Origin of the sequence: Halobellus litoreus, from assembly GCF_024464595.1 — an archaeon.
GTDB classification, from domain to species: domain Archaea; phylum Halobacteriota; class Halobacteria; order Halobacteriales; family Haloferacaceae; genus Haloquadratum; species Haloquadratum litoreum.
The window spans coordinates 1,085,103-1,106,493 of record NZ_JANHAW010000001.1 but is presented as its reverse complement, the minus strand read 5'-3'; the positions used below and the strand labels follow the sequence as shown (position 1 = coordinate 1,106,493).

Genomic DNA, 21,391 nt, shown 5'->3' with positions numbered 1-21,391 from the left:
ATTCGGCGCAATCCCCGCTCTTATCGCGTCGGGGCCGTCGATCGCGGCGCGCGGTCCTCGCTCGCCGACCACGCGTCCTCGAGTTCCCACACCGACAGGTCGGTGATTTCGGCGCGCCCGCCCGCGGCTTCGACCGCGACCCCGGTGCTGTCGTCCCGCGTCGGGTAGACGCGACTCGTCAGGCAGTGGCGGTCGTTGACGAACGCCTCGATCACGGAGCCGTCGAGGAACAACCGCAGCGACAGCGGTTCGTCGTACGGCGTGACTTCCAGCCGCTGCTCGTCGCTCTGCACTCGCGGGTCCTCGCTGGCGTTCGACCGGTCCACGATCAGTTCGTTCGCGGCCGTGTACCTGATCTCGGTCCGCTCTCGCCGGTCCGGCGACTCGAAGACCGACAGCGTCACGGCGTCGGCGTCGCGGAGCGAAATCGTCGCCGTCAGCTCCAGGGCCCGGCCGCTGGCGGGGAGCTCCTGGCGCTCGTCGCGGAGTGACCGAGACGTTCCATCGACGTACTGCGTTCCCCGCAACGCGGTCAGTTCCGCCGCCGGACGCTGCCTGAGTTCCCCGGACTCGTCGATTTCGATACGCCGCGGCACCGACAGCGCCCCCGACCAGCCGGCGTCCCACTGGGTCTCGTCGTCGCGGGCCTCCGGGAGCCACCCCCAGGTCAGGTAGCCGTCGTCCACCCGCATCGACTGCGGGGCGTAGAAGTCGCCGTGATCCAGTACCCCCCGCGACTCCACCTCGAACCCGCCGTCGCGGCGCTCGCCGACGAAGTACAGTACCGTCTCGTAGTTGGAGACGTGCAGGAGCTCTTTCTCCCCCAGCCGCAGCAGCTCCGGACACTCCCAGACGGCCCCGGCGTCCGGCCCTTCACCGACCAGCAGCGGTCCTTCGTACGTCCAATCGCGGAGGTTCTCGGCGGTGTAGTGTAACGCCGTCCCGCCGACGCCGGTGACGCCCGACCCGATGATCTGGTGCCACAGGCCGTCCTCGCGCCAGACGCAGTGATCCCGGAACTCGGCCTCCCAGTGTTCGGTCTCCAGGACGTCGATGTCGGTCGGCGCCTCCTCGATGATCGGGTTCTCCGTGTCCTTGATCCAGGACCGGAGCGACCCGTCTGTCGCGGTCGCCAGACAGGGGAGCTGTCTGCGCCCGCGCCCGCCGGTGTACAGGAGGGTCGGCGCCCCCCCGTCGTCGATCGCACACCCCGACCAGCAGCCGTCGCGGTCGGGGCCGTCGGGCGAGGGCGCGAGCGCGAGCGGTTCGTCCCGCCAGTGGACGAGATCGTCGCTGACGGCGTGGCCCCAGTGGATCGCGTGGTGGTAGGGACCGGCCGGGTTGTACTGGTAGAACACGTGGTACTGTCCCTCGTGCTCGATGAGCCCGTTCGGGTCGTTGATCCAGTTCGCCGGCGACGTGACGTGGTACCGCGGTCGGTGCGGGTCGTCGCGGAGGCGCGCGCGGAGGCGTTCGAAGCCGGCCCGGTCGGTGGGACGGTCGAACCGGGGGTCGGGGCCGGCCGCCAGCGACTCGACGAAGCCCTCGGCGACGCGGTCGCGGTTCGCGGCGTACTCCGGCGCCGGATCGGCCCTGAACGCCAGCGTGCTGGCTCCAAGCACCGCGCCGTCGCCGTGGTGCCACGAGACCACCGACGTCTGCACGGGGCGGTCGTGCTCGCCCTCGACGGTCGAAGCGAGCACCTCGCCCTCCGCGGGGAGGACCGACTCGTACCGCGCGAAGGGGACCGTCCCGTGGTCCGCGATCGGGATCCGCAAGCCGTCGAATCCCTCGACTGCGGGGTGGTCGTCGTACACGGACCGCCACAGCAACCCGGTCGGGGCGGACACGCTCCTCGTGCCGACGGCGTCCGGCGCGACCGAATCGATCCCGAGCGGTTCGACCGCGCTCACCGCCCGGAGGCCGAGGAGGAGGCCGCCGCCGCCGCGGACGTACTCCTCGAGCGCCCTCGCGACGGTCGCGTCGATGTCGAGCAGTTCCTCGTCCGTGTGCCACCAGATCACGTCGTAGGGCATCGACGGAGCGAGGTCGTCGGTCCCGATCACGTCGAGTCGATATCGGGCGCTCGCCCACGCTCTCGCGGCCTCCTGTCGATCGCTCGGGCCGCCGTCGACGACAAACCCGACGCGAACCGGCGTCGCAACCATACCGAGATTACTTCGCCACCGAATAAAAACGCAACCCATCCGCCGCCGTCGACGAATTATTAACTCGCCGCCGGGTAGTTCTCACAACGGTTAATACGGAACGGGCGGAATCGGAGACGACGAACGGGATCCGGCGGCGACTCCCTCGCTCACGCTCGCTGTTCGCCGGGCGGCTCGGCGGACCGACGCGACTTCGCGTCCGGCCCGCGCACTCGTCGACGAGACGGACGCCGGGGGGACCGTCGGATCCCCGTCTACACCTCCCAACTATGACAGAACGCACCTGGTGGAAGGAAGCGGTCGTTTATCAGATCTATCCGAAGAGCTTCAGCGACGCCGACGGCGACGGGTTCGGGGACTTGCCGGGCGTCATCGACCGTCTCGATCACCTCGAACGACTCGGCGTCGACTGCGTCTGGCTCAACCCGGTGTATCAGTCCCCGCAGCGCGATAACGGCTACGACGTCAGCGACTACCGCGCGATCTACCCCGAGTTCGGGACGATGGACGACTGGGACCGACTGCTCGAGGAACTCCACGCACGGGACATCCGACTCGTGATGGATATGGTCCCGAACCACACGTCCTCCGACCACGAGTGGTTCCAGCGGTCGCGATCGGAGCCGGACGGCGAGTACGGCGACTACTACATCTGGCGCGACGGCGACCCCGACGAGCCGCCGAACAACTGGGAATCGTTCTTCGGCGGGTCAGCCTGGGAGTACGACGCCGAGCGCGAGGCGTGGTACCTCCACCTCTACGACGTGAGCCAGCCCGACCTCAACTGGCGGAACCCGGACGTCCGCGACGCGATGGCCGACACGATGAACTGGTGGCTGGAGAAGGGAATCGACGGGTTCCGACTGGACGTCGTCAACCTGCTCTCGAAGGCCGAGGGCCTCCCCGACGGCGACCCCAGCAACGACTGGACCGGGAGCGAACACTTCGTCAACGGGCCCCGGATCTTCGAGTACCTCGACGAGATTCACGAGAACGTGTTCGCCGGCACCGACGCCGTCGCCATCGGCGAGATGCCGAATCTCGACCTCGAGCACGCGCGGCGGTACACGGCTCCCGACGGCCCGCTCGACCTGGTCTTCCACTTCGAGCACGTCGGACTCGACTTCGGCGAACGGGGGCGCTGGGACGTCGGCGACTGGGACCTCCTCGATCTCAAGGAGACGCTGGACCGCTGGCAGGGCGGCCTCGACTGGAACAGCCTGTTCTTCGAGAACCACGACCAGCCCCGCTCGGTCTCCCGGTTCGGCGACGACGAGCGCTACCGCTACGAGTCGGCGACGGCGCTCGCGACGATCCTCCTGACGCTCCGCGGGACGCCGTTCGTCTACCAGGGCCAGGAGATCGGGATGACGAACGGCACCTTCGAGAGCCTCGACGACATCAGCGACGTGGACACGGTCCGAAACGTCCGGGAACTGATCGCGGCCGGGGCCGTCGCGGACTACGAGTCGATCCGGCACGTGGTCGAGCACCGCACCCGCGACAACGCGCGGACGCCGATGCAGTGGGACGACACGGCCCACGCCGGGTTCACCGACGGCGAGCCGTGGATCCCGGTCAACGAGAACTACGCCGACATCAACGTCGCCAGCGAGCGCGAACGCACGCCGTCGGTGCTCTCCTTCTACGAGGCGCTCATCGACCTCCGGCGGGAGCGGGAGGCGCTCGTCTACGGGAGCTACGACATCCACCGCCCCGACGACGAGCAACTGTTCGTGTACACGCGGACGCTGGACGACGACCAGGTCGTCGTCGTCATAAACTTCTCGGACAGCGCCGCGACCGCCGACCTCGACGCGCTGGACGCCGAGGCCTCGCTACTCTGCGGCAACTACGACGACGTCGCCGCCGAGCCGAACGGGCCGCTGGAACTCGGCCCCTACGAAGCGCGGTTGTACGGACAGTCGGCGTAGCGGATCGGATAGCGGCGGGGTTCCGTGGGATCCCACTCGGAGACGCTCCGTCGGGTCCTACCCGGAGACGTTCCGTTGGGTCCTACTTGGAAGCGCTCCGCCGGACCTCACTCGAAAGTGTAGACCCGGGCCTCACAGGACGGGCAAAAGAGCGTCTCCGAGGGGACCCCACCGGAGCCGTGATACCCGCCGCAGCAGGACGCGTCGTCCCCGCGTTCGAGTTCGGTCCCGCAGTCGGGGCAGTCTTCCAGGAACATCCGACACGTCTGTGCCGCCGCGAGCGCGGTCTCGTCGTCGTCGACGAAGTCCGCGGCCGCGCGGCCGCCGCCGATCTCCGCGATGGCGATCGGTCGGGTGAGCCACGTCTCCTCGATCGCGTGCTCGGCACCCGACGAGAGCGCCACCCACTCTTGGCCGTCCTGTCGAACCGCGTGCGACTCCGTCGCCGGCGAGATCTCCAAGGCTGCATCGGCCAAGGCCTCGGTATCCGCGTCGCGCAGTTCGGCCATCTCCGCGTGCCACCGCTCCTCGAACGCCGCGGTCGGCGCGACCCGCTCCCCGTCGTCGTCGAGTACGCCCGCCTCGACGAGTCGTTCGAGGAGCACGCCGCGGTCCGGCGACTCGGCCGACTCGTCGGCGTGGCCGGGCGGGTCGTCACCCGCGGGTTCCCCGCCGCCGACCGCGCGGTCCGACTCTGACGCGCCCCCGTCGGGACTCAGCGACCCGGACGGTTCCTCGGGGGCGTCGTGGAACAGCGCGTCGCCGCCGGGGAGCCGCGCGACGAGGCGCGGCGCGAACCGGGGCGTACCCGGGATCACGTATCCCCGGACGACGACGAGAAGCAGCCCGACTGCCGCGGCCACGACCGACAGGACCGGCGAGACCGGGAACAGCACCGCCGAGGCGACGCCGACGATCGCGACGTTGACCGCGGTACACGGCCAACAGCGGTTTTCGCCGGTATGTTCCGGGTTGCGGAAATCGGTAAGGAACGACTGTCTCATCCGTTCGAGATACTCGCCGCCGCGAAATCAACGTTCCGCCGACGGCGCGCGGACGCGATTGCGACTCCCCGCGTCACTCGTCGACGTGCGTCTTTTCGATCCGCGGTTCGCCGCCGATGGCGTCGTTCAACTGTCGCGTGATCCAGTCGAAAAGCACCACGAGCGGGAGGAGGACTCGCCCGACGACCTGGATCGGCCGGGCGACGCTGAGCGCCCAGGATTCGGCGTGGCCCAGGCCGTAAGACTTCGGGACGATCTCGCCGAATATCAGGACGACTGCGCTCGCGACCACGGTCGACGCCGACACGGCGACCCCGGCCGGCAGGTGTTCGGTGAAGACCAGCGTGGTGATGCTCGCGATCGCCACGTTGACGACGTTGTTCCCGACCAGAAGCGTCACCAGCAGTCGATGCGGGTCGTCTCGGAGCCCCCGAAGCGTCGCGAACCGGGCGTCGTCCGAGGACGAGGACGACTCGAACCACGATTCAGGGAGCGTGAAGATGGCCGTCTCGCTGCTCGAAAAGAACGCGCTCACGCCCACGAGGACGGTAACCACGCCGACGGCGACCCCGACAGAAAGGAGTACCATACCGCTTCTCACAGACGCCGACGACAAAAGGCTCCGCTGCCGACTTCTGCCCGGCGACGGCCCGGGCGAGGCGAGACGCTCAGGCCGGGATGACGTCTCTGATCTCGAAGCGGGCCCCGCCGGTCTCGGCGTCGGTCGCCTCGATGCGCCAGCCGTGCGCTTCCACGCCGCCCTCGACGATCGACAGCCCCAGGCCGACGCCCTCCCGGCCAGTCGTGTAGCCGGGGTCGAAGACGGTCTCGCGGTCGGACTCCGGGATCCCCGGCCCGTCGTCTTCGACGTAGAACCCCTCGCCGCCGTCGAGCGGACCCACCCGGATCGTGACGTCGTCGCCGCCGTGTTCGACCGCGTTCCGAAACAGGTTCTCGAAGATGCCGCGGACCCGCTCGGCGTCGGCGCGGAAGGTGAACTCCTCGTCGACGACGAGCGTCGCGTCGGCGACATCGATCGACTCCCAGCACCGCTCGGCAAGCGTCGACAGCGAGACGACCGACGTCGCGTCGATGTCGCGCCCCTCCCGCGCCACCCTGAGAACCGAGGCGATGATCGATTCGATGCGATCCAGCGACCGTGCCACGACCGCCAGGTTCTCGCTCTCCCGCTCGCTCCGCTCGAGGTCGACGCGTCCCTGGGCGACGTTCAGCGGGTTTCGGAGGTCGTGCGAGAGGACGCTCGCAAACTCCTCGTAGCGCTCGATCGTCGCCGTCATCTGTCGCCGTTCGAGTTCGCGCTCCAGCATCCGCGCCAGGAGTTCCGCGAACGTCGTCTCGACCTCGCTGAACGGCCGTTCTCTGGGTGCCTCGGAGACGAAGCAGACGGTCCCGTAGAGGTCGCCGTCGACGACGAGCGGGGTGCCGTGATAACAGTGGAGTCCGTGCGCCTCGAAGGCCGGGTCGTCACCCCACCCCGCTTCGGGCGCGTCCGAAAGCGCGAGCGAACCGCCGCTCTCGATCGCTCGCCGACAGTACGTCGCGTCGAAGTCGGTTACCAACCCCGCTGGAAACGACCCGTCTGGCGGGTCCGTGCTGGCGACCGCCTGCCAGTAGTTGCTCTCGGGATCGATACGCGTCACGTGACCGTTGTCGACGCCCAGAAAGCGTTCGCCGACCGAGAGCGCCCGTGTCGCCTTCTCCTCGAACGGGAGATCGAGCCGCATCACTTCGTACAGCTCTTTTCGCGCGGTACCCGCAGAGAGCCCGGAGTCCGACATCACTCGCGATAGCGTCCCCGTCGGGTAAATACTCTCGTCTTGTCGAGCGGTACCGTTCTCGGGGGCGATACGGCCCTCTCCGGCGGGACTGGCTATCGACGCCGACGTGAGGGTGATCGGCGCGGTCGAGGATCGGAGGTTCCCTCGGGAAACCCCCGCCGGATCCGGGACGACTACAGTTCCTCGACGTGTCGGACCTGCACCGCTTCGCCGCGCGTCGACTCGACCATCTCCGAGCCGAACATCTGCGCGCGGCCGACCGCGAAGGCCTTCGGCCCCTCGACGACGACCTCGTCGCCGACCCGGATGTCAGCGTCGGCGTCGACGACGCCCGGCGCGAGGACGCTGCCGTGCGGGACGAACTCGTCGATTTCGACGCGCTTCGTCGGCGCGTCCGACTCGGCCCAGACGCGCGCGCCGGCGAGCGTGAACGAGAGCACGCCGTACTGGGGGACCATCGTCGCGAGTTGCTCGCCAGGACCGCCGTCGTCGCCCTCGCTGCCCCCGTCTCGGACCTGGAGTTTGGGGTAGCGGCTCGTGGTTCGCAGCTCCACGTCCGCGAACAGGTCGTCGCCGGCGTCGGGGCCGAACTGATAGTCCGCGAGCGCTCGTATCGTGTTGTGCTGACGCTTCCGTTTCCCGTACTTCAGATCGCCGTCGAGCGCCGACATCAGGTTCGCGATCGACTCCGTCGCCGTCGGGTGCTCTTCGACGGTGTACTCGAAGTCGAGGTCGACGTCGGCCTCGACGCGCTCGACGATGTCGCGGTATCCCTCGTCGGGGACGTGTGCGATCACGCGCGGGTACTCGTTGCGTTCGAGGTACCGCCGGAGCACGCGGGCGACGAAGGATTTCTCGTCTTCGGACCACCGGCCCGTCACGACGGCGTCGTAGTGCTGGGCGGGGTAAGTGAGTTCCAGTTCCATCGGGACGACGCCGATGGGCGAGGTCATCGAGACCTGATGGCCGCGGTACTGAATCGCGTCGTGGAACTGCGCGTGGCTCTGCGATTCGCTGTACGGCTTCGTCGCCGAGCACGGCACGAGCACGAGCGGATTGTCGAACCGGTTCCGGTATCGCTCGGTCACCCGTTCCGCGAAGCGCTGGATCTCCACGCGTCGGAGCGTGTCTTCGGTCGCCGCCGTGAGTTCGGTGTCGCGGATGACCGGCGTGCGCTCCTCGAGGTACTCGTACTGCTGATCGAACTCGCGGAACGCCGCCGTGAGCCACTGGTCGTGCCGCGCCTGTCCCTCGACGTAGTCGCGGAGGCGGCCGTCGCGGATCCGTCGGCGAATCGTCGCCAGTTCTGACTCCAGCGCGTACTCGTTGTGGTCGGCGCAGTCCTCGCGGTCGAACGCGGCGGCGCGCGCGGCGTTGGTGTCGGCCGCGTCGGGATCGATATCGAGACGCTTGCCCTGGCACGCCGGACAGGTGCACGGCAGTTCCTCCAGATCCTCGAGGAAGTACTCGCCCTCCGAGGTGAGATAGAAGCCCTCCAGACCGCGGACGCGCGCCCGCTTCGCGTCGAGGAGGTCGACGCCGGCGTACACCAGCGTCGCGGCGTTTCGCGGCGTCGCGACGCCGGAGAGATACAGCGCCGTGTCGGCGGGGAGCGCCTCCCGCGCGGCGATGATCTCCTCGCGGAACGCAGCGGCGTGGCCGACGAACCCCTGTGCGTCCGAGAGCACGTAGGCGTCGGAGCCGTAGTCTGCGGCGGTTTCGGCGGTCACGACCGCCGCGCTCGGGTAGTCCACGTCGGGGTAGTCGACGGCGAACGTCTCCTGCACGCGCTCGTCGGTCCCGGCCGGGAACGCACGGTGGGGAAGCACCGTCAGGATCTCTCGATACCCCTTGGGGACGTCCCGCTCCCCCGTCCAGAGGCTGCCGCCGTCGTCGATGCTGTCGTCGACGAGCGCGGGCGTCGTCAGCGGATCCGAGAGCCGGAGTTCCCCGAGCCGGGCGGCCCCGTCGCGCCCGTGGATCTCGAAGTAGTCGGTCATACTCCCGTATGTGCCGTCGAGCGTGAATTATCTGTCTGTTCGCGCGCCCGACGGCGCTCCTCCCGGTCGGCGCTGCCGGCCGTCTGATCCGACGGAGTCGGCCCGCGCGCTTTTGCGGGGGGACTCCCAAACCCGGGTATGCACGTCACCGGTCCCTGGTCCGTGGAAGAGGTGGGAGCGTTCCTCGACGCGGCGCGCGTTCCCGTCCGCCTCGGGTGCCACACGCCCAGTGGGCACCTCTGGATGCTCTCGCTGTGGTTCGCGTGGGTCGACGCCGACGAGAGAGACGGTGCTGTCGGCGTCGCAGCGCCGGTCGACGAGGCGGCAACTGCCGGCGAAGACGCCGCGGCGACGCCCGAACTCCGCTGTGCGACGAGTGCCGACGCGGCCGTCGTCGAGTACCTCCGCAACGACCCCGAAGTCGCGTTCGAGGTGTCGACCAACGACGCGCCCTACAAGGGCGTCCGCGGCCGGGGAACCGCATCGATCGAACCCGACACCGACAAGCGGCTCTTGCGCTCGCTCTTCGAGCGCTACCTCGGCGGGACCGACAACGACCTCGGGGCGTTCCTCCTCGACCCCGACCGCGAGGAAGTCCGAATCCGAATCAGGCCGGAGCGACTGCACTCTTGGGACTTCACCGAGCGAATGGCGGACGTGTCGATAGTCGATTCCGAGCAGTGACCTCGCTGGCGACGTCAGGGGACCGACGCCGGCAATGGCTCCGGCAGGAGACCGACGCCGGCGGTGGCCTCCGAGGGGAGCGTCGGGATGTGCCTCGACACGTCACTCGAACTGCTCGTCGCGCCGGAGGTTCTCCAGGTCGACGCCGTCGGGGAGTCGCGCCAGCGCCGAGTTCGGCCAGTCGTCGTGCGCGAGTGTGAACGACGAGTCGGGGTTGGCGTCGACAACCCGGGCGACGCCGTCGGCGGCCGCCTCGTAGGCCGCGCGGTCGAGCCGCTCCGGCACCTCGGCCGTGAGGGGGTACGTCTCCGAGAGCGCCCGCGGGAACGGCCCGAAGGGCGGGACCACGCGCCAGGCGGCGTCGTAGGCGTCGCCGGAGGGTTTGCCGCCCTCCGTGAGCAGAACTCGCCCGCCGGCGTCGAGGCGGCCGATCCGCTCGTGGTGTCGCGCGACCTCCGGACGCCGCGCGGAGTCCTCGGAGAGGTAGAAAAAGGACCCCTTCGAGACGGGGTCCTCGCGTTCGAGCTGGTCGGCGTGATCCAACAGCGCGCGGTACCCGTCGAGCATCGCCGGGTGCGAGCGCGCCCGCGACTCCACCAGTTCGAGAAGGTTCCCCGAGCGGATCGCCTGCTTGATCCGGCGGATCTCCGCGAAGGAGACGTGGAGGTTGTGCTCGGCGAGCAGCCGCTCGCGCTCGGCGTCGTCCAGCGCGCGGAGGTCGTCGGGGTCGTGCTCCGAGCAGACCGCGCACGAGCAGGGGAAGTACGCCAGGTCTTCGAGGTGTTCCGTGCCACGGACCGTCAGGTAGCGGTCGTCGCGGGCGTAGATGGCGTACGCCGCCGAGTCGAAGAGGTCGCAGCCGGCGGCGACCGCCAGCGCGAACATCATCGGGTGGCCCGCGCCGAAGAGGTGGACGGGAGCGTCGCGGCCGAGCCCGCGCTTCGCGCCGGCGACGACGTCGATCATCTCCGCGTAGCGGTAGCTGTTCATTAGGGGGACGACCGCGCCGACGGGGAAGACGTCAAGGTCGGTCTCGTAGGCGCGTCGGCCGGCGGTCTCGCGGAGATCCGGATACGTCGATCCCTGGACCGGTGCGTTCACGAGCATCTCGCCGGCGTCGACGGCTTCGGCGTCCGCGAGCGCTCTCTCGGTCGTCGCGAGGTCCTCCTCGGCCCGCTCTCGGGAGACGTCCGGCGGCGTCGGGATGTCGACCGGCGTGCCGACGTCCGAGCCGATGTCCCGCTGGAATCTGAGGATCTCGCGGGTGGTCACCTCGATGTCGCCGTATTCGGCGAGCTGAAACGACCCCGAGTCGGTGACGATCGCCCCGTCGAAATCGAGCAGTTCGTGGAGGCCGACTTCGAGTGCCGCCTCGCGGAGGTCCTCGTTCGTGTGGATGATGTAGGAGTTCGTGATCAGGATCTCCGCGCCGAACTCCGATTCGAGACGGGCGGGGGCGACCGTGCGGATGTTCGGGTTGATGACCGGCATCAGGGCCGGCGTTTCGACCGTGACCCCCGCTCTGGGGACCGAGAGTTCGCCGATGCGGCCGGCGGCGTCCCCGTCGCGGAGCTCGAAGTGATCGCGCATACTCGGGTGTCGGCGGCGACCCCGTAAGTACCGTCGCTTTCGTGGCGAGGGGACGGTCGAGCCGTCTCACGACATCGACCGTCTCGTCGGACCGGTCGCTGATCGGTTTGGCGAACAGTCGACACCCGCTCGCGACGCGCGACGGCGGCCGCCACAGCACCGTCGTTGTCGCCCGTCTCCCGCGTCGTTGTGCCGAACAATCGCTGCACGACGCGGTGCCGTTCTCAGGTCACGGCGGTGATGGCCGCGCACTGGTATATAAACAATCGCCGTGCTGGAACCACCGAGCATTTGTGTCCGGACGGACAACGAAATCGCAGTATGCGACACCTCGGACTGAAAGCGCGGATGGCGATCGTCGGATCGATCCTGTTCGCCTTCTACGCCGTCGCGGCCGTGGTGCTGATGGCGATGTTCGGCGAGGGACTGCTGCCGCTCATCCTCGTCGGAAGCGTCGCCTTCGTCGGCGTCCAGTACAAGGTCGGCAAGTGGATGGCGCTGCGGAGCGTCGGTGCCGAGGACCTGCCGGAGGACCGCTACGCCGACCTCCACCGGCGCGTCGAGTCGCTCTCGGAGTCGATGGGGATCGACAAGCCCCGGCTGATGATCGCGCGGATGGGTGTCCCCAACGCCTTCGCCGTCGGGCGGAAAGGCGCGGGGACGGTCGTGGTGAGCGAGGAGCTGCTCAGACGCCTGGACCCCGAGGAGGTCGAGGGCGTGCTCGCTCACGAACTCGCGCACATCCGCAACCGCGACGTGGTGATGATGGTCCTCGGGCAGGGCGTCGCCTCCATCGTCGCCATCGTCGCCCAGTGGGCCGTGCTCCTGACCGGCGACAACGACATCGCCGATTTCTTCCTCGCGATCGTCGTCGGCCAGATCACCCAGATGCTCGTGATGCTCTTCGTCTTCGCCATCTCCCGCTACCGAGAGTACGTGGCCGACGGCGACGCCGCCGACGCCATCGGCGGCGGTGAACCCCTGGCCCGCGCCCTGGAGAAGATCAGCCGCGGCAACGAGCGGAGTCAGGACTCCGCGGTCGACTCCCAGGTGAACGCGCTCTGCATCTTCGGCGAGGAGCGCGGCCTCGCGCGGCTCTTCGCGACCCACCCGCCGATGGAGAAGCGCATCGAGCGGCTCCGGGGCTGATGGTCGACGTTCGGACGCTCGCGGCCGCCGTCCTCGGGGTCGCGCTGGGGCTCCTGTTCCTGGCCGCTCCAGAGACGATCGTTCAGGTGCAGAGCGCCGGTCGACTCCCGCAGGACCGCCGCGGCCGATACGGCGAGGACGGCGTCTCAGAGGCGGGTGGTGACGGCCGATCCGACTCCGACGGCTCGGGCGCTGGCTCGGCCGTTCCCACGCGGTGGCGACGACTCGTGCAGGTCGTCGGCGTCGCGCTGGCCCTCGGCGGCCTGTACTTCGCGTGGACGCTGATCTGAGCGACCCGAGCCCGGAGGAAAATCAGACGAAGCACGGCGATCGAGACGAGTCGGGGGAGACGAAGGATTTTGACTCCCCAGCACGTACGTAGGCTGTGTCCTCCGAATCAGATGTCGTCGACGGGGCGGGCGATTCAGTACCGTCGTCGGATCCGCTCGTCGACGTCCTCCGCGCACTCGTCGTGGCGCTCCTCCTCGCCGTCGTCGGTATCGGCGTCGGCGGGCTCCTCGTCGGCGCGGCCGTCCTCGTACTGTTCCTCGCCGGCGTCTCCGTGACTCCGCTCTTGAGCATCGTCATCTCGCTGGCGCTCGCAACCGGGGTCGGGTTCGGCGGCGTCGCGCTGGGCTATCTCCGCTACCGCGGTCTCGGACTCGATTACGTCGGCATCGACGTCCCGTCGCTGCGCGACGTCGCCTTCGTCGTCGCGGGCTACGTCGCGTCGTTCGCGCTGCTCGTGCTCGCGTCGGTCGTCATCTCGACGGTCGGGGCCGAGCCCGCCCCCAACACCACCGCCGAGATGGGGATGGAGAACCCCGAGATCCTGCTCCTCCTGATCCCGGCGTCGCTGCTCCTGATCGGACCGGGCGAGGAACTGCTGTACCGCGGCGTGGTCCAGAACCGCCTGAGCGAGGCACTCCCCGCGCCCGTGGCCATCTTCCTCGCCAGCCTCATCTTCGCGTCGATCCACTTCTTCTCGCTGTCGGGCGCGCCGCAGGCGCGACTGGTTAGCATCTCGGTGCTCGTCCTACCGACGCTCGTGTTCGGGACGATGTACGAACTCACCGACAACATCGTCGTGCCGGCGCTGATCCACGGGGCGTACAACGCGACGCTGTTCTCGCTGCTGTACGTCACGCTTCAGTTTATGGACGCCGAACAGCTCCAGCAGGCCGTTCTCGCGTTTTGAATCGGGCTCGACTCACCCCGAGGGTCTGAGTTCACCCGTCAACGCCACCGCTCGGCGAGTTCGTACCGGGTGACGCCGGCGACCGTCCGACCGTCGCGGACGTCGCCGTCGAGGACGGCTTCGAGCAAGTCGTCGTAGTCGACGGTTTCCGCCCGGATGCTCTCGTTGAAGTCGAGGTTCTGCGCTCCGGTCGGCTCACACCCTCGCGCGACGAAGTAGTGGTGGACGCTGTTCAACAGTCCGTTCGCGGGCTCGGTGGCGAACAGGCGCTCGACAGTCTCCGCCTCGTACCCCGTCTCTTCGGTCAGCTCCCGACGGGCGACCGCGGCGAGACCGTCGTCCGCCCGCTCGGCGCTCCCGGCCGGCAGTCCGCGGTTGACACGCCCGACGGCCTGTCGCCACTCCTCGATCACCACGACGTCGCCGTCGGGCGTGAACGGGAGGACGACGACCGCCGGCGGTTCGTCGACGTAGTGAAAATCGGTCTCGGTGCCGTCCGGGAGGACCACGTCGTCGCGGCGGACGTCGAAGCCGGGGCAGGCGTAGTCGATCTCGCTGTCCGCCGTCCGCCACCGCAACTCGTCTTCGCGCGTGTCGTCGGTCATATCGGACCATCTCGCCGGATCGGCAAGAAATCGAGGGTGTCGCAGTCGCGGAGATTTATATCCTACCGGGCGACCAGCACCCCCGTGATCTGAGAGCCGTCTCGCGTCGGGCAGCGGGTGTTCGGCACGTCGACGCGGGAGCGAGAGCGACGGCACTGCGGAGCGGTGTCGTCGACGCAGGTGCCGACTGTTCGCTATCACACTCGGCCGAGGGGTGTCGACAGAGGACCCGGCAGCGACGCTGTCGGACGGCCGCGGCAGCGACGCTGCCCCGCCGCCCGAGGCCCGGCTACCGTCGCCGACGCCGATCGCGGACGACGAGTCCGACGCCGGCGAGGACGGACAGGAGGGAGACGATCGTCACAGCGACGTGCACTTCGGTGAACCAGAAGGGCGTCTGCAACCCGGTCTGGAAGATCACGAGGAGGAACGACAGGACCGGGACGTCGGAGCCGGTTCCGATCGTCGTCGGTTCGTCGCCGCCGTCGGCGTAAGAGACGCCGCCGACGGTCTCGCCCGCCGGCAGTCGCTCGGCCTCGTAGGGGACCTGCGGCGTCCCGTAACTCCAGACCGTCGTGCCGTTTCGATCGACCTCGACGAGCCGCTGGTTCAGCGAGTCGGTGATCAGCGTGTTGCCGTTGGGGAGCCGGTCCGCGTCGCGCGGCCAATTGAAGTTGACGCCCTCGGCCGCGTAAATCTCCCAGGCGACCTCCCAGTCGCCGCCGTCGGTCCGTTCGAGTTCGACGATCCGGTCGTTGTGGCTGTCGGCGACGAGGACGCTGCCCTCGCCGAGCCACTGCGGGTTGTGCTGCTGGCGGAGCAGCGTCGGGTCGCCCTCGGTGGTCGCCTCGTCGCCGTTGATGACTTCGACCACGCCCTCGCCGCGCTCGACGATCACCAGCTGGTGGGCGTTGCGGACGGAGACGAGGTAGCGGTCCTCGCCGATGACGTCGACGTCGTTGATGTGGAGCCAGTCGGTCCGCGTGGGGTCGTCGGGCGCCTCGTAGCGCGAGCTGGCGTTCCACTGCCAGGTAATCGCGCCGTCTTTCACCGTGAAGATCCGTTCGTGCTCCATATCGCTCACGAGGAACTCGCCGGAGTCGAGCCGTTCCACGTCGTGAACTTCGCTGTTGGCGCGAGTTCGAACCGGGAAGGAGTACTCGTGTTCGATCTCGGGAGCGGCGGCGCTGTCGGCGTTCGGATCGATGAGCCGGAACCCGGTGTGGGTACACGGCGACTCGTAGGGGCCGCAGTCCTCGTAGCCGTCGTCCATGAAGCCGGCCATTACGCTGCCGTTGTCCAGCATCGTCACGTCGAAGTAGCTGTCCGTGTCGCCCGTTCGCCACGCCGTCTCGCGACCGTCGAGCAGGTAGACCGAGCCGTGGTCGTGGAGCCCGGGGCCGCCGCCCTGCGATCCGACGAGGGTCTGGCGGGCTCCGCCGTCTTCCGCGGACCCGACGTCCGGCGCGAGCGCAGCGCCGAGGACGAGCGAGGTGACGAGGAGGAGGACGCCGAACGCGACGAGTGCAGCGCCCGCTCGCCGTCCGGATCGGGAGCCACTACCCCGGGTAATCAGGGCACGCATCGATTGGATAGGTCAAACACCACCGACGAGAAAAGCGGTTCGATATCGGGGTTGGGGAGACGGGTCGCCGTCGAATCGGCCGGGGTCACTCCCGTTCGGCCTTCAGTTCGAGCCGGTAGCCGAACGGGTCGGTGACGTACACCGCCGGGGCGACTCCGGTGGCTCCCAGCGGATCGAGTCGTCGGTCGATCGCGACGCCGGCGTCGTCCAGTTCCGACTCGATTCCCTCGATGGTGTCGTCGACGCGGATGGCGACGTGATCGTAACCGGACCGGTCGGTTCCGGGTCGTTCGCCGGTGGCGTCCGGCTGTAGATGGATGACGGCTCCGGGAGCGATCCGAACCGAGAAGAACGGTTTCTCGCCGGCCTCGTACAAGTCCATCCCGTCGATACCGAAACCGAGGGCATCGCGGTAAAACGATCGCGCGGTCTCGATCCCGTCCTCGGGGATTCGAAGTTTGACGTGATCGATCGCCGTTCCGTTCATACTCGGGGTACGGACCGGGACGACAAAAGTCCGCGTGGCGAGGGTAACCTACCCGCACCGCGCCCGACTGCTCTTCGCAGGACCCCGACTGCCTTCGCGTTGGACCGTCGACGGACTCACACCCGAAGACCTATTCTCCCCGACGGGGAGGTCCGACGTGATCGATGTTCGTCGGCCACGAGTTCCTCGCGTTCGCTCTCGTCGGCTGGGGGGCTCGGCGGGTCGGTACCGACGACCGTACCGCACTGATCCTCGGCGGGGTCGCAGCGCTCGCAAGCCTGCTCCCCGACCTCGACGTCGTCTACGCGGCGGCGACCTACGCGGTCGCCGTCGGTACCGGGACCCCGTTCGGGTGGGAACCGTTCTGGGGGGTCGCCAACGGCGTCCACCGGGTGGTCACGCACCCACTTCCCGTCGGTGTCGTCGCGACGCTCGTCTTCGCCGCAGCCGCTGCGCTCGTCAGGGCGGACTCACGGTCCGTTCTCCGAAGTTCGGCGTCCTCGCCCGTTCTCTCGGTCCACGCGCGAAACGCTCTCGGAACGGTGGTCGCCGCGCTCGCCGCTGCGGTCGGCATTGCGGTTCTACTCCCGGCATTCTGGCAGAGTCTCGACAGGACTGCCGCGACCGTGGCCGCCGCCTACCTCTCGGCCGTCGGTGTCGCCGGCGCTCTGGTCGGTCGCTGGACGAGCGCTTCGACCGCGTCACTGGCCGTAGCGGCAGGTGCCGGATTTCTCACGCATCCGTTCGGCGACGTCTTCCTGGCCGTTCCACCGCCGATGCTCTCACCGGTCGGTCCGCCGTTGTTCACCGAGCGAGTCAGCCTCGCGACTGATCCGACGGTCGAGATCCTCGCGGTCCTGTTCGTCGAACTCGCGGTTGTGTGGTTCGGGATCGCCGTCGCGTCACGACTCGGTGCGGGCGAGTTCGTCGGCATCGATGGCGGACTAAGTGGCCTTCGGGACGTGATCGGCGTCCGATCAGCGGCGGGTCTCTCCTATGGGGTCGCGGTCTTCGTCCTCCCGAGACCGACGATCACCGACGCCCACTGGCTCGGATTCACTATCGTGCCGTTGGCGGTCGCTGTCGGTCTCTGGGCCGGACGTGCGAACGGCCGATCTCCCCCCACGTCTGGATCCTCGGGGTCGCTGGGTTGGGGCCGACACCGTTTCGGAGCCACCATCGGGACGCTAACCGGCCTGACGACACTCACCCTTTCCGCCGTCGCGTACCTCGTGGTGTATCTCCTCTCGTCGTAGCCGCACTCGGTCCGCAGTTTCGGTACCCGATCCCAATGCTTAGTACTCGTCGCTGAGAATACACTTTCACGGTCGGAAATTGGCGACCATCTTCGTTCGCCTTCAGACCGACAGCCCCGAAAGACGGCCTTCCAAGACTATGCTCTCGGATTTCGATTCGTCCGTCGAGATTCTCGAAGCACACACGCGGCTGTGGTGGTACGGTGCCATCGCGTTCTTTCTCGTCGGTGATACCGTCACCACGCTCGTCGGTCTCCAACTGCAGACGATCGTAGAGGCCAGTCCGGTCGCCGCCTGGCTCATCAACGCTCACGGTCTGGTGCTGATCGTCCCGCTCAAACTGGCCGTCATCTGTGGGTTCTACGGGCTCTATCGACTCGTTCCCGAACCACACAACCTCGGCGTCCCGCTCGGATTGTGTGCACTCGGCTTCCTCATCACGGTGTGGAACGGGGCCGTGATCGTCGCTGCAGTGTTGTGATCTCCGGACGGTTCACGTACGGTCGCTTCGCTCGTAGTCGTGCGGAATGCGGGAGAAGTGGGCCGGCGCAGATGTCGAACCGCGTCAGACGTGCTCGCTTCGCTGCGCGCGACTGACTGGCTCGAATCCGCTTGACGACTTCCGTCCGCGTTTCAGACTGCTCGCTTCGCTCGCAGTAGTGTGAAACGCGGGCAGAAATGGGCCGGCGCAGATTCGAACTGCGGTTACGGCCACCCGAAGGCCGAAGGATACCAAGCTACCCCACCGGCCCGCATCTCAACAGTCGCCGCTCGTTCTTTTAACGCTTCCGAACCGGATTCGAACGGCCGGCGCCGATGTCCCCCACAACGACCTCGCAGCGCTCCTGCGGCCCGTCTCACCACCTTTCGAAGTACCGGTCCCGGTGGCGACGACACCCCGGATTGAACGCTGCGCCGCAGCTCGGACACGCGTCCTCGCCGTTCAGGTACGTCCGCGCCGACAGCGTCGTCCCGCAGACGCCACACAGCACCGCGGGTTCGTCGAAGCGCTCTCGGGCCCACGGTTCGGGGTCGTGATCGGCTGTTTCGACGTGGCAGGCGTGACACGGCGAGAACTTTTCGCAGCACCCGAATCTGAGCGCCACGATGTCGACGTCGTCGTCCCAGTGTGCACACCGCGTCTCGGCGTCGACAGCGACGCCGCGGAGCGGAACCGCAAATCGGTCGTCGACGGCGGGGGCGTGTGTCGTCCGACGGCCTCGACTCTCGTCGTCGCCTGTCGACGGGGGATCGTCCACGTCTCGCCGTCTACGAGCAGGATCGTCGTCCATCCTCTCAATACGTGGTGTAGCCTTCGGTATCGAGGTAGTTGTGGGCGACGGTGATCGTGTGGTCTGCGTGGAGCACTTTCGGCCCGACTCGGACTCGCCGGTCCGCTTCCGCGTCGAGCAGCGAGCGCTCACGGTCGGCGAACTCGTTGTGGTCCGACAGCACGAACAGGGGGTCGGCGGGTGGCTCGACGTCGGCGATCGGGTCGCCGTCCTCGTGCAGTTCGAAGACAGTGGTTCCGTCGGCGACGTGATCGAGCGTCTCCTCGAACCCCATTCGTCGGATCGAGACGCCGGGCGTGCTCTCGGCCGGGACGTGTCCGATCGCGTCCTCGCGGTGCTCCAAGGCCTGCCGGACGAGCGCGGCGGTGCTCCGCTCGTCGGGATTGAGTCGACGGAGGTCGGCTCCCTCGAAGCGGACGGTGAACTCGTCGCCGAGCACGAGATGGACTCGCACGTCCTCTCGGATCGAGTGCGAGAGGAAGAAGGCGCTGTTGACGCAGCGGCAAAGGACGTCGAGCCGTCCCGCGCCGCCGGCGAGGTCGTCGAGGGAGAACTCGGGCGTCGTCGGCGCGTCGTGGCCGACGATCAGGAACTGTCGCATAGCGTTGCTCGCCGCTCGATCACTATGAGTCGACCGTTCGCGGCCCGACAGGTCACGTCGAAAGAAGCGAGTGCGCGGGGTGGTTCGGAATCGGTTACCAAGCCGGTCTCGAACCGGTTACGGGGTCGGAGCCGGTCGAGGTGCCGCGCTACCGCCCTGTTCGGGCGACGGCGGCGCCGGGGCGTTCCCGGTCTTCTGCCCGCTCACGAGGAAGTCCGCGAGGTTGCCGACGAACGCCTCGTTGTCGGCCGTGTACGCGTTCGTCGGCGCGAGGAAGTCGGTGTCGCCGACGATCGCGGCGTCGCCGGACTGCGCCGCGACGGCGTAGGTGTCGGCGCGGCGCGTCGTCGACAGCCGCGTCTGTTCGACCGCCGAGAGCGCGGTCTGTCCGCGTGCGGTCGTGACGGCACGCGCGTCGTGGAAGACGACGCGGTCGACGCCCTGCGAGAGGGAGCCGCTTCCGCTCGTCGCGTAGATGCTCTCGAAGTTATGCTGGTACTCGTGCATGTTGAACAGGTAGCCCGACTGCCCCGCGACGCCGAGCGTCGAACCCAGCCCGGGGCCGCCGCTTGCGGGCTGCTGGACGCTCAGTCCCAGCAGGCTCGTCAGCGCGCCCGCGCCTGACGCCGAGGCCGGATCCGAGAGCAGCACGACGCGGCCGCCGGCCTCGTTGAACGCGCGGACGCCGGCGATCTGCTCGGGCGTGTACGGCTGTCCCGGGTTCGCGACGAGGAGGGCGTCGGCGCTCCGGAGCGACTGGTTCCAGGCCTGGCCGCGGGCCTGCTCACGGGTCACGAACTGAACCTCGTGACCGTTCTCGACCAGCGTGGTCGTGAGCGTCGAGAGTTTCTCGTCGGAGAGTTCGTTCCCGTGCGCCTGGTCGACGAGGATCGTCTTGCCCGACGCGCCGCTGTCCATCGTGATCTCGCCGGTCTCCTCGGCGGGGTCGACGCGGACCGCGTCGAGGTCGGTCTGCCGTTCGGCGAGGTTCGTCACCTCGGGCGTGTCGCCGCCGGAGACGAGCGGGATGACCGCGGCACCGCCGACGACGACGGCGACGATCACGACGAACGCCACGGCGGGGGCGGTCAGATCACGCGCTTGCATTGGCGACCACCTCCGGGTCGTGATGGGCGATTTCGTCCACCATCAGCGGTTCCGTGACGGGGACGAGGCCGTTCGTCTGATCGCTGCGCTTGTAGATCGCTGTTCCATTGTCGGTCTGGCTCGCCAGGAAGATGAGGCCGAGCGAACCCGGCGGCTCGTGTCTGACCACGTCGTAGTTCTCCATCCCGGCCAGCTCCGCGGCGTGATCGATCGCCGTCGGGAGCGCGCCGATGCTATCGGCGTAGCCGTTCTGGACGGCCTCGGGCCCGAGGTAGGTCCGCGCGTAGGCGACCTCCTCGCGCGAGAGGCTGATGTTCTCGCCGCGGTGCTCCATCACTCGGCCGACGAACTGTCGCTTGAGAGACTCGACCGTCCGTTCCCGCTGATCCGTGGTCGGCTGTGCCTTATCCGGGCCGGTTCGGATCACCGAATCCGGATAGGGAATGCTGCCGCCGGACCCGATGACGCCGACGCTGCCGATCTGCGTCGAGGAGAGGACGAATATCTCGTCCGCCGGGAGCATTCCGTAGTACGCGCCGGACGCGCCGGTGCCCTGCACCGACGCGACCACGGGCATCTGTTCTGCCGTTCGCAACACTTCGAGGTACAATCGCTCGCTGGGAGCGACGGCGCCGCCACCGCTGTCGACTTTGAGGACGACCGCCTTCACGGACTCGTTGGTCCGGGCGTCGCGGAGGTCCTCCGAAATCCCGTCCACCGTCGTCGCGGAGATGGTGCCGGAGATCGTGATGACCGACACCGTCCCGTCAGACTGCGCGGAGGAGCCGTAGTCGTAGGCAATGGGGGCGAGTACCGCACTCACCAGGACGGCCGCGGCGATAGCGACGACGAAAACCGTCTTCGCCGACGCCGCGGATGGTTTGCGTTTCATACTGCATTACGGCGGTGTCGGTCGATTCCTAAAGACGTTC

20 protein-coding genes and 1 tRNA gene are annotated in these 21,391 nt (G+C 68.3%); 7 read left to right on the top strand and 14 right to left on the bottom strand.

Features of this window, described 5'->3' with window-relative positions; translation table 11 throughout:
• Positions 1-20: 20 nt before the first annotated feature.
• The gene (locus NO360_RS05635; RefSeq protein ID WP_256306566.1) at positions 21-2,168 is read right to left on the bottom strand and encodes a glycoside hydrolase family 32 protein; all 2,148 of its coding nucleotides are present in this window, start codon (positions 2,166-2,168) and stop codon (positions 21-23) included.
• 269 nt (positions 2,169-2,437) lie between these two features.
• On the opposite strand from NO360_RS05635, the gene NO360_RS05630 reads away from it, so the two are divergent.
• Positions 2,438-4,102, top strand: a complete 1,665-nt coding sequence (locus NO360_RS05630; RefSeq protein WP_256306565.1) for a glycoside hydrolase family 13 protein — start codon at positions 2,438-2,440, stop codon at positions 4,100-4,102.
• A 107-nt stretch (positions 4,103-4,209) separates the two neighbouring features.
• On the opposite strand, the gene NO360_RS05625 is transcribed toward NO360_RS05630, so the two are convergent.
• From NO360_RS05625 to arcS, 4 genes are all read right to left on the bottom strand, one after another.
• Positions 4,210-5,106: a DUF8054 domain-containing protein gene (locus NO360_RS05625; protein WP_256306564.1), complete on the bottom strand. Its 897-nt coding sequence runs from the start codon at positions 5,104-5,106 to the stop codon at positions 4,210-4,212.
• 73 nt (positions 5,107-5,179) lie between these two features.
• A complete protein-coding gene (locus tag NO360_RS05620) occupies positions 5,180-5,695 on the bottom strand; it encodes a DUF21 domain-containing protein (protein ID WP_256306563.1) in 516 nt (171 codons plus the stop codon).
• A gap of 79 nt (positions 5,696-5,774) precedes the next feature.
• Positions 5,775-6,905 (bottom strand): sensor histidine kinase, encoded by a 1,131-nt coding sequence (locus NO360_RS05615; protein WP_256306562.1) that lies wholly within the window; start codon positions 6,903-6,905, stop codon positions 5,775-5,777.
• A gap of 173 nt (positions 6,906-7,078) precedes the next feature.
• Positions 7,079-8,905 (bottom strand): archaeosine synthase subunit alpha, encoded by a 1,827-nt coding sequence (arcS, locus tag NO360_RS05610; protein ID WP_256306561.1) that lies wholly within the window; start codon positions 8,903-8,905, stop codon positions 7,079-7,081.
• 138 nt (positions 8,906-9,043) lie between these two features.
• On the opposite strand from arcS, the gene NO360_RS05605 reads away from it, so the two are divergent.
• Positions 9,044-9,589 carry a pyridoxamine 5'-phosphate oxidase family protein gene (locus NO360_RS05605; RefSeq protein ID WP_256306560.1) on the top strand — a complete coding sequence of 182 codons (546 nt, stop codon included), beginning with the start codon at positions 9,044-9,046 and terminating at the stop codon, positions 9,587-9,589.
• A 102-nt stretch (positions 9,590-9,691) separates the two neighbouring features.
• Here the strand turns inward: NO360_RS05605 and tgtA are convergent, their stop codons facing one another.
• Positions 9,692-11,179: a tRNA guanosine(15) transglycosylase TgtA gene (gene tgtA, locus NO360_RS05600; RefSeq protein ID WP_256306559.1), complete on the bottom strand. Its 1,488-nt coding sequence runs from the start codon at positions 11,177-11,179 to the stop codon at positions 9,692-9,694.
• A gap of 321 nt (positions 11,180-11,500) precedes the next feature.
• Between tgtA and NO360_RS05595 the strand changes: the two genes are divergently transcribed.
• The 3 genes from NO360_RS05595 to NO360_RS05585 all read left to right on the top strand — a co-directional run bounded on the left by NO360_RS05595 (position 11,501) and on the right by NO360_RS05585 (position 13,526).
• Positions 11,501-12,328, top strand: a complete 828-nt coding sequence (locus NO360_RS05595; RefSeq protein WP_390281954.1) for a M48 family metallopeptidase — start codon at positions 11,501-11,503, stop codon at positions 12,326-12,328.
• Entirely contained in the window at positions 12,328-12,618 is a 291-nt protein-coding gene (locus NO360_RS05590) for a hypothetical protein (RefSeq protein WP_256306558.1), read from the top strand. The genes NO360_RS05595 and NO360_RS05590 overlap by 1 nt, the downstream gene beginning before the upstream one ends.
• Before the next feature lie 95 nt (positions 12,619-12,713).
• Positions 12,714-13,526 carry a CPBP family intramembrane glutamic endopeptidase gene (locus NO360_RS05585; protein ID WP_390281956.1) on the top strand — a complete coding sequence of 271 codons (813 nt, stop codon included), beginning with the start codon at positions 12,714-12,716 and terminating at the stop codon, positions 13,524-13,526.
• Positions 13,527-13,564: 38 nt separating this feature from the next.
• Here the strand turns inward: NO360_RS05585 and NO360_RS05580 are convergent, their stop codons facing one another.
• The 3 genes from NO360_RS05580 to NO360_RS05570 form a co-directional block, all read right to left on the bottom strand.
• Positions 13,565-14,131, bottom strand: a complete 567-nt coding sequence (locus tag NO360_RS05580) for an NUDIX hydrolase (RefSeq protein WP_256306557.1) — start codon at positions 14,129-14,131, stop codon at positions 13,565-13,567.
• Positions 14,132-14,420: 289 nt separating this feature from the next.
• The gene (locus NO360_RS05575; protein ID WP_256306556.1) at positions 14,421-15,716 is read right to left on the bottom strand and encodes a hypothetical protein; all 1,296 of its coding nucleotides are present in this window, start codon (positions 15,714-15,716) and stop codon (positions 14,421-14,423) included.
• An 85-nt stretch (positions 15,717-15,801) separates the two neighbouring features.
• Positions 15,802-16,203, bottom strand: coding sequence for a VOC family protein (locus tag NO360_RS05570; RefSeq protein ID WP_256306555.1), 402 nt, complete (start codon positions 16,201-16,203; stop codon positions 15,802-15,804).
• Positions 16,204-16,367: 164 nt separating this feature from the next.
• Here NO360_RS05570 and NO360_RS05565 point away from each other — a divergent pair, with 164 nt between their 5' ends.
• Together NO360_RS05565 and NO360_RS05560 are read left to right on the top strand one after the other, a co-directional pair.
• A complete protein-coding gene (locus tag NO360_RS05565; RefSeq protein ID WP_256306554.1) occupies positions 16,368-17,459 on the top strand; it encodes a metal-dependent hydrolase in 1,092 nt (363 codons plus the stop codon).
• A 139-nt stretch (positions 17,460-17,598) separates the two neighbouring features.
• Positions 17,599-17,940 carry a DUF5658 family protein gene (locus NO360_RS05560; protein ID WP_256306553.1) on the top strand — a complete coding sequence of 114 codons (342 nt, stop codon included), beginning with the start codon at positions 17,599-17,601 and terminating at the stop codon, positions 17,938-17,940.
• A 198-nt stretch (positions 17,941-18,138) separates the two neighbouring features.
• Here the strand turns inward: NO360_RS05560 and NO360_RS05555 are convergent.
• From NO360_RS05555 to NO360_RS05535, 5 genes are all read right to left on the bottom strand, one after another.
• Positions 18,139-18,211: transfer RNA gene (locus tag NO360_RS05555), tRNA-Pro, on the bottom strand.
• Positions 18,212-18,316: 105 nt separating this feature from the next.
• Positions 18,317-18,751 carry a CHY zinc finger protein gene (locus NO360_RS05550; protein ID WP_256306552.1) on the bottom strand — a complete coding sequence of 145 codons (435 nt, stop codon included), beginning with the start codon at positions 18,749-18,751 and terminating at the stop codon, positions 18,317-18,319.
• A gap of 4 nt (positions 18,752-18,755) precedes the next feature.
• On the bottom strand, positions 18,756-19,352 hold the full coding sequence (gene trmY / locus NO360_RS05545; protein ID WP_256306551.1) for a tRNA (pseudouridine(54)-N(1))-methyltransferase TrmY: 597 nt from the start codon (positions 19,350-19,352) through the stop codon (positions 18,756-18,758).
• A 117-nt stretch (positions 19,353-19,469) separates the two neighbouring features.
• Positions 19,470-20,459, bottom strand: coding sequence for a GldG family protein (locus NO360_RS05540; protein ID WP_256306550.1), 990 nt, complete (start codon positions 20,457-20,459; stop codon positions 19,470-19,472).
• On the bottom strand, positions 20,446-21,351 hold the full coding sequence (locus tag NO360_RS05535) for a S49 family peptidase (RefSeq protein ID WP_256306549.1): 906 nt from the start codon (positions 21,349-21,351) through the stop codon (positions 20,446-20,448). The genes NO360_RS05540 and NO360_RS05535 overlap by 14 nt, the downstream gene beginning before the upstream one ends.
• Positions 21,352-21,391 lie beyond the last annotated feature (40 nt).

Coding starts and splice junctions, on each gene's coding strand:
- NO360_RS05540 (WP_256306550.1), bottom strand. CDS start 20,459: ATGCAAGCGCGTGATCTGACCGCCCCCGCCGTGGCGTTCGTCGTGATC.
- NO360_RS05590 (WP_256306558.1), top strand. CDS start 12,328: ATGGTCGACGTTCGGACGCTCGCGGCCGCCGTCCTCGGGGTCGCGCTG.
- NO360_RS05560 (WP_256306553.1), top strand. CDS start 17,599: ATGCTCTCGGATTTCGATTCGTCCGTCGAGATTCTCGAAGCACACACG.
- NO360_RS05535 (WP_256306549.1), bottom strand. CDS start 21,351: ATGAAACGCAAACCATCCGCGGCGTCGGCGAAGACGGTTTTCGTCGTC.
- arcS (WP_256306561.1), bottom strand. CDS start 8,905: ATGACCGACTACTTCGAGATCCACGGGCGCGACGGGGCCGCCCGGCTC.
- NO360_RS05565 (WP_256306554.1), top strand. CDS start 16,368: ATGTTCGTCGGCCACGAGTTCCTCGCGTTCGCTCTCGTCGGCTGGGGG.
- NO360_RS05605 (WP_256306560.1), top strand. CDS start 9,044: ATGCACGTCACCGGTCCCTGGTCCGTGGAAGAGGTGGGAGCGTTCCTC.
- NO360_RS05620 (WP_256306563.1), bottom strand. CDS start 5,695: ATGGTACTCCTTTCTGTCGGGGTCGCCGTCGGCGTGGTTACCGTCCTC.
- NO360_RS05625 (WP_256306564.1), bottom strand. CDS start 5,106: ATGAGACAGTCGTTCCTTACCGATTTCCGCAACCCGGAACATACCGGC.
- NO360_RS05615 (WP_256306562.1), bottom strand. CDS start 6,905: ATGTCGGACTCCGGGCTCTCTGCGGGTACCGCGCGAAAAGAGCTGTAC.
- trmY (WP_256306551.1), bottom strand. CDS start 19,352: ATGCGACAGTTCCTGATCGTCGGCCACGACGCGCCGACGACGCCCGAG.
- NO360_RS05630 (WP_256306565.1), top strand. CDS start 2,438: ATGACAGAACGCACCTGGTGGAAGGAAGCGGTCGTTTATCAGATCTAT.
- NO360_RS05570 (WP_256306555.1), bottom strand. CDS start 16,203: ATGAACGGAACGGCGATCGATCACGTCAAACTTCGAATCCCCGAGGAC.
- tgtA (WP_256306559.1), bottom strand. CDS start 11,179: ATGCGCGATCACTTCGAGCTCCGCGACGGGGACGCCGCCGGCCGCATC.
- NO360_RS05550 (WP_256306552.1), bottom strand. CDS start 18,751: ATGGACGACGATCCTGCTCGTAGACGGCGAGACGTGGACGATCCCCCG.
- NO360_RS05595 (WP_390281954.1), top strand. CDS start 11,501: ATGCGACACCTCGGACTGAAAGCGCGGATGGCGATCGTCGGATCGATC.
- NO360_RS05635 (WP_256306566.1), bottom strand. CDS start 2,168: ATGGTTGCGACGCCGGTTCGCGTCGGGTTTGTCGTCGACGGCGGCCCG.
- NO360_RS05575 (WP_256306556.1), bottom strand. CDS start 15,716: ATGCGTGCCCTGATTACCCGGGGTAGTGGCTCCCGATCCGGACGGCGA.
- NO360_RS05580 (WP_256306557.1), bottom strand. CDS start 14,131: ATGACCGACGACACGCGCGAAGACGAGTTGCGGTGGCGGACGGCGGAC.